General features: G+C 69.7%; 5 protein-coding genes and 1 pseudogene. 3 read left to right on the forward strand and 3 right to left on the reverse strand.

Features of this window, described 5'->3' with window-relative positions; genetic code table 11:
* Positions 1–30 precede the first annotated feature (30 nt).
* On the reverse strand, positions 31–1,302 hold the full coding sequence (locus LK09_RS20305; protein WP_052227066.1) for an MFS transporter: 1,272 nt from the start codon (positions 1,300–1,302) through the stop codon (positions 31–33).
* 163 nt (positions 1,303–1,465) lie between these two features.
* Here LK09_RS20305 and LK09_RS20310 point away from each other — a divergent pair, with 163 nt between their 5' ends.
* Positions 1,466–2,449 carry an acyl-CoA thioesterase gene (locus tag LK09_RS20310; RefSeq protein WP_197061123.1) on the forward strand — a complete coding sequence of 328 codons (984 nt, stop codon included), beginning with the start codon at positions 1,466–1,468 and terminating at the stop codon, positions 2,447–2,449.
* 9 nt (positions 2,450–2,458) lie between these two features.
* On the opposite strand, the gene LK09_RS20315 is transcribed toward LK09_RS20310, so the two are convergent.
* Positions 2,459–3,580: a hypothetical protein gene (locus LK09_RS20315; RefSeq protein ID WP_052227067.1), complete on the reverse strand. Its 1,122-nt coding sequence runs from the start codon at positions 3,578–3,580 to the stop codon at positions 2,459–2,461.
* 112 nt (positions 3,581–3,692) lie between these two features.
* On the opposite strand from LK09_RS20315, the gene LK09_RS20320 reads away from it, so the two are divergent.
* Complete coding sequence (locus tag LK09_RS20320) at positions 3,693–4,124, forward strand: MarR family winged helix-turn-helix transcriptional regulator (protein WP_052227068.1); 432 nt, start codon at positions 3,693–3,695, stop codon at positions 4,122–4,124.
* Between the two features lie 10 nt (positions 4,125–4,134).
* On the opposite strand, the gene LK09_RS20325 is transcribed toward LK09_RS20320, so the two are convergent.
* On the reverse strand, positions 4,135–5,622 hold the full coding sequence (locus LK09_RS20325; protein ID WP_082008407.1) for a peptide MFS transporter: 1,488 nt from the start codon (positions 5,620–5,622) through the stop codon (positions 4,135–4,137).
* A gap of 138 nt (positions 5,623–5,760) precedes the next feature.
* Between LK09_RS20325 and LK09_RS20330 the strand changes: the two are divergent.
* A pseudogene (locus tag LK09_RS20330) lies at positions 5,761–6,158 on the forward strand (hypothetical protein); the annotation flags it as partial.

Here is a 6,158-nt window from a genome sequence, read left to right on the forward strand (position 1 = left end):
CTCCTCCGCTGGCGCCGGCCCGCGGCGGCGTCAGCCTTGGACGCGGGTGGGCTGCGTGATCGGGGCGGGCACCGGGACGCGGTGCAGCAGCCGGTTCGCGACGCCGGCGCCGAGCACGACGAGGGCGGCCACGACCGGTGCCCACAGGGCTGCGAGGGCACCGGCATCCTGCGCGAGGATGCCGACGACCGCGGAAGCCGCCGCCTGTCCGACGACGACGCCCGACCCCATGATCGTCATGACCGTCGCGGATCGGCCGGCCGGGCTGTGCATCGCGGCGATGCTGTACTGGGTCACGAGCGTCGGCCCCACGCCGCAGCCGATGATCACCAGCACCACCGACAGGGCGGGCATCGCCGCGCCGTCCATCGAGCCTGCGAGCGGGAGCAGGGCGGTTCCGACGACGAGGATGCCGGCGAAGGTCAGCCACCGGGCGGGCAGCGTGAACCGCGGCGAGAACCAGGTGACGCTCAGCGCGAGGATCGCCGATCCGACCCCCATGAGTCCGTAGTAGAGACCGGCCTCCTCGGCCGCGCCCTGGTCGGCCATGAACGCGGTCAGCGAGGTGAGCGAGGCGCCGAAGAACAGACCCATGCCGAGGATGCCGATCGTGGCGACGACGAGGGGCGCGCGGAACAGCTCGGACACGGGCGCGACGACTGTTTCGCGGCGGTGTGTCGCGCGCGGCGTGCGGCCGGTGCGGTGCAGGGCGAACGCCGTGACGAACACGAGCGTCAGCACCGCCGCGCCGACCACCGGAGCGACCGGCGACAGGGTGGTGCCCAGCAGTCCGACGATGAACGGACCGAACACGAACACGAGTTCGTCGGCGGTGGACTCGTACGACATCGTGCCGTTGAGCACGTGCGAACGCCGGTCGCGGGGGAGCACCCGTGCGATGATGCCCACGAGCCGGCTGCGCGACATCGGGGACACCTGCGGCGCGGTCGCCCCGATGATGAACGCCACCCCGAGCAGGGCGAGGTCGGGCAGAGTGCTGAACGCGATCCAGGCCATGGCGAGCAGCGCGATGCTGTTCACGATTCCGGCCGCGAGCACCACCGGCCGCTGACCCCAGCGGTCGGCGGCGGCGCCGATCAGCGGGCCGAAGATCGCGGTGCCGAGACCGACGACGGCGGCTTCGATGCCGCCGAGGGCTACGTCGCCGCGGGCGGACACGACGAGGGTCAGCACACCGACGACCATCATCGCGAACGGCAGCCGCGCGATGAACGCGATCGGGAAGTAGGCGAACCCCGTCGCCTGGATCAGCGTCCGGGGGTTCTCGGAGGGGGTGGACATCCTCTGCTCCTGGGTTGCTCAAGACGTGCCGCCTTGGCAACCGGGGCTGCTGGAATCGCACGGGGATGCCGGTGGGCATCCGCAACCATTGTACCGAGCGGCCCTGGCGGCCGGCTGGGTAACACGGCGGCGCGCAGCCTCCGCGACCTCCTATGCTGACCGCGTGACGACCCCGATCTCCGGCCGCGACGACCGCATCACGCTCCGCTTCCTGGCGACCCCCGCCGACACGTCCTCGGGAGGGTCCTCGGTCGCCGCCGGCAGCGTCATGGAGTGGATCGACAAGGCCGGATACGCGTGCGCCGTCGGCTGGTCGGGGGCCTACTGCGTCACCGCCTACGTCGGGAACGTGCAGCACCGGCGCCCCATCCCTCCCGGGAGCCTCGTCGAGGTGCGGGCGCGCCTCGTGCGCACCGGACGCACCAGCATGCATGTCGTGGTGACGGTCCTCGCCGGCGAGCTGAGCAGCGGGCACGACCTCGAGCCGGCCGTCACGTGCGTGCTCGTGTTCGTCGCGAAGGATGCCGCCGGCGTCCCGGTCGCGGTGCCCGTATGGGAGGCATCCTCCGAGGCGGACCGCCGCCTCACCGAGGCCGCCCTCGACCGGATGTCGGCGCGCGCGGCGATCAAGGCGCTGATGCTGCAGGAGGACTCGTCGGATGCCTCGCGGGCCCCGCGGTCGGCGCTGCGGTTCCTCGCGCCGCCGGCGGTGGTGAACTTCGGCGGCAAGGCGCACGGCGGCACGGTGATGCGGTGGATCGACGAGGCCGCGTACGCGTGCGCGGTGGCGTGGACCGGCGATCCGCGGGCCGTGGGCGTCTACTCCGGCGGCATCCACTTCCTCGCGCCGGTGCGCATCGGCGACATCGTCGAGGTGGATGCCCGCATCGTGCTGACCACGGAGCGCAGCATGCACCTGAGCGTGCGGGTCGACACCGCCGATCCGCGCGACCCGCGGCAGCGCACGCTGACGACGCGCTGCATGAGCATCTTCGCCGTGCCCGGCGACGACGGCTCCGCGCTGCCCGTGCCGCAGTGGACGCCCGAGCTCGAGGAGGACCGCGAGCTCGAGGATCACACCCGCCGGATCATCGAGCTGCGCCGGGACATCGCGCCGATCCCGGCATCCCTCGCGCTGGCCCGCTGAGCCCCGCCGTCAGGCGGCGACGATGCGCTCGTCGCTCGTGACCGGGAGGTTCTCGTCGGCGAGGCGGCGGCGGCGTTCGCTCCACACGTGGGTGACGACGACGAGCAGGATGCCGACCCCGGCCCAGATTCCGAGCTTCAGGCCGTCCAGCCCCCAGGTCTGGCCGGGGAAGTAGACGAGGGCCTGCGATGCGTCGATGAACGCCGCTCCGTTCCAGAACGCGTGCAGTCCGGCGAACAGGGAGGGCATGAACGCGGCGGCGAAGATCCCGCCGCAGCTGGTGAAGTTCAGCATCACGAACAGCATCGTCACGATGGCGGTCGTCCACCGGCCGAGCACGGGATGCAGGCCGACGCCGATCATGGTGATGCCGAACGCGTACAGCCACGAGAGGAATGCGAGGCTCCAGATGCCATGCGCGACGACGTGGTAGATCGGGCCGGCGACGACCACGACGATGGCGGTGACGACGGCGGTGACCGCGGCGGTGGTGGCGATCCGCCAGACCGGGCGCATGCGTCCGGCGACGGCCGACACCGCGGCCGCGCACGCATACGATCCGACGGTGAGGGCGACCATCATGAAGAACAGGCCCTGACCGGTGCTGTCGTGTTCGCTCGTCGGCTGCACGTCGTCGACGACCACCGGCAGGTGCTGCCGGTAGGCGATCGGCAGGAAGATCTTCTGCGCTGCCTCGGCGGTCGTCGCGGATGCCGCGGTCGACACGATGATCTTGGCGCCCTGGGCGCTGGTCTCGTAGGCCGCGGCGATCTCGCGGTCCTTGACGAGCTTGACCGCATCCGCGTCGGTGGCGACGGTACGCACGTCGACCTTGCCGGTGCCCTTGTCGTTCATGGTCTGGGCGAACACCATCGATTGCGGCGTGCTGCCGACGACCGCGACCTGCAGGTTGTGCGGGGTGGGCTCGTGGAACGAGCCGAGGTAGGCGAGGGCCATGCCGGCACCGAGGAACAGCGGGATGAGGATGTGCGCGCCGAGCGTCTTCCACACGTGCGGCGCGGGAAGGCTGAACCACCGCGGGCGCCCGGGGGCGGGTGCGGAGGCGGCGGCGCGGGACAGCGGCACGGGGGTGGGGGTGGATTCGAGCAGAGCGGTGGGTGCGCTGGTCATCGGACTCCTGATCGGCGACGGGAAATAGTTGGGTAGTGCAACTAAATGATTATGCCACAGGCGGTGACGCGGCGCGCGCGGCGAAGGCGGTCGTGCCCCTAAGGTGGTTCTCATGAACTCCGACCGCCGACTCGAGGCGATCCTGCGGGTGCGCGACGAACTGACGACGGTGTCACGTCGAGGAACCGCCCGTGCTCGTCAGATGACCGAGGTGCTCACCGTGATCGAGCGCGCCCTGGTCAACTACATCGCGAACAACCCGGGTTCGCGGGCCATCGACATCGCCCGGTTCCTCGGGCTGAACAAGTCGACCGTCTCGCGTCAGCTCACGTCGCTGCACGAGCGCGGTTTCGTCGACGTCCACGTCGACCCCGACGACCAGCGCAATCGGAGTCTCGTGCTCACCGAGGCGGGCCAGCGCGAGCGCGCGCGGGTCGACGACGGCGTGTTCGACGCGGTCGTGGCACGCGTGGCCGACTGGGATGACGACGAGATCGCCCGGTTCGCCGACGCGCTCACGCGATTCAACAACGCCGAGGTCTGAGGCCTCCCGCTCAGCGCACGCCGCGCATGAGGTGCAGCACGGGCTTGACCGCGGCCAGCAGCGCGACGCCGATGGCGATCGCGATGAAGCCGAGGATCGTGAAGTACGGCACCTCGTTCTTCGGATCGTAGAACTGCGCGAGCCATCCGGCGATGGACGTGCCGAGGGCGATCGACAGGAAGTACAGCGCGACCATCTGGGTGTGGAATCGCTCGGGCGCCAGGCGCGTCGTCACCGAGAGTCCGGGCGGCGAGATGAACAGCTCGGCGATCGTGAAGACGAGGAGGATGCCCACGATCGCGAGCAGCGGCGTCGAGTTCGGTGCGCCGTTCGCCCACGGTAGGAACAGCAGGAACGCGACGCCCATGATGATCGTGCCGAGCGAGAACTTCACCGGCGTCGAGGGCTGCCGGGTGCCGAGCTTGGTCCACAGTGCGGCGAACACGCCGGACAGGATGATCACGAAGATGGGGTTGATGGAGTTGACCCACGACACCGGCATGGTCCACCCGCCGATCGTGCGGTCGAGACGCTCGTCCGAGTAGATCGTGAGCACGGTGAACTGCTGCTGGTACAGCGACCAGAATCCGACGTTGACCAGGAACAGGGGGAGGAACCCGAGCACGCGGGAGCGGTCTTTCGGCGTGATGTGCGGCGACGAGAGGATGACGATGAAGTACGCCACCGCCGCGACGAGGGTCACCAGGATGACGACACCGGAGAGGTTGTCGGGGCGGATGACGCCGAACAGCGTGAGCGCGATCACGAGCACCAGGGCGGCGACGGCGAGCCCGATCATCAGCGGGTAGCGGCTGCGCGGGAGCGGGTCGGGCACGATCCGGGAGCTGGCCGGCAGCTGCTTGCGCCCGAACGAGTACTGGGTGAGGCCGACCGCCATGCCGACGGCCGCCGCCCCGAAGCCCCAGTGGAACCCGTAGCTCGACTGCAGGAACCCCGTGACGATCGGGCCGAGGAACGCGCCGAGATTGATGCCCAGGTAGTACAGAGAGAAGCCGGCATCCCGCCGCACGTCGCCGGGCGCGTACAGCGTGCCGACGACGGAGGTGGCGTTGGCCTTCAGGCCGCCCGATCCGACGGCGACCAGCACGAGTCCGACGCCGAGACCGGCGGTGCTGGGCAGGACCGCGAGGGCGATGTGACCGAGCATGATGACGAAGGCGCTGTAGAAGAGCACGCGCTCGGAGCCGAGGACGCGGTCGGCGATCCATGCGCCGAGGATCGTCGACAGATAGACCGTGCCGCCGTAGGCGCCCACGATGCCGGTCGCGGTGACCTTGTCGATGCCCAGGCCGCCCTCGGCGACCGAGTAGTACATGTAGATGAGCAGGATGCCCTGCATGCCGTAGAAGCTGAAGCGCTCCCACATCTCCACGCTGAAGATGTGCGCCAGCGCCCATGGCTGGCCGAAGAACCTGGTGTCGCGATCGCCCGCCCCCCGGCTGGACCGTTCCGCGGTGTCTGTGTCATTCCCGCCCATGATCAGAGGGTATCCATAGGAAGCGCCGTTGTCAGGGTGTCGGCCTCGCCAGGGCTCTGCGACGAGGTGATAGGCGATTCGTTCATGTGTTCGATAGTAGCACTTGCGCAATGAGGTTGCGTTGCGTAGGCTTGTGGCATGGTCGAAGTCACCGTCACTCATCTGGAACCGCTCGTGGAGGCGGTCGCGGGTGTGGATGCCGGCTGGCTTTCCGCTTTGGGTGGCGGGTTTCCGTCGGCGGTGGTCGATGACGATGTGGAGGCGATGACCGATGCCGGCTTGCTGGCGGTGAATGAGGCGTTGGCGTGCGTGGGCCGTCGGGTGCAGGCGTTGCAGGCGCGCATCGCGCACGGGATCAGCCGACGGTCGGCCCGGGAGTTGGGGGCGGATGGGTTGGCACGTAAGGCGGGGTTCCGGAGCCCGGAGAAGCTGATCGCGGCGACCACGGGTGGTCATGTCGGGGACGCGAAGAAGCTGGTGCAGGTGGGGGATGCCACGGCGGGGCGGATGACGTTCAGTGGGGAACGCGCCCCCGC

Source organism: Microbacterium mangrovi (assembly GCF_000802305.1).
GTDB classification, from domain to species: domain Bacteria; phylum Actinomycetota; class Actinomycetes; order Actinomycetales; family Microbacteriaceae; genus Microbacterium; species Microbacterium mangrovi.

Coding starts and splice junctions, on each gene's coding strand:
- LK09_RS20315 (WP_052227067.1), bottom strand. CDS start 3,580: ATGACCAGCGCACCCACCGCTCTGCTCGAATCCACCCCCACCCCCGTG.
- LK09_RS20320 (WP_052227068.1), top strand. CDS start 3,693: ATGAACTCCGACCGCCGACTCGAGGCGATCCTGCGGGTGCGCGACGAA.
- LK09_RS20325 (WP_082008407.1), bottom strand. CDS start 5,622: ATGGGCGGGAATGACACAGACACCGCGGAACGGTCCAGCCGGGGGGCG.
- LK09_RS20305 (WP_052227066.1), bottom strand. CDS start 1,302: ATGTCCACCCCCTCCGAGAACCCCCGGACGCTGATCCAGGCGACGGGG.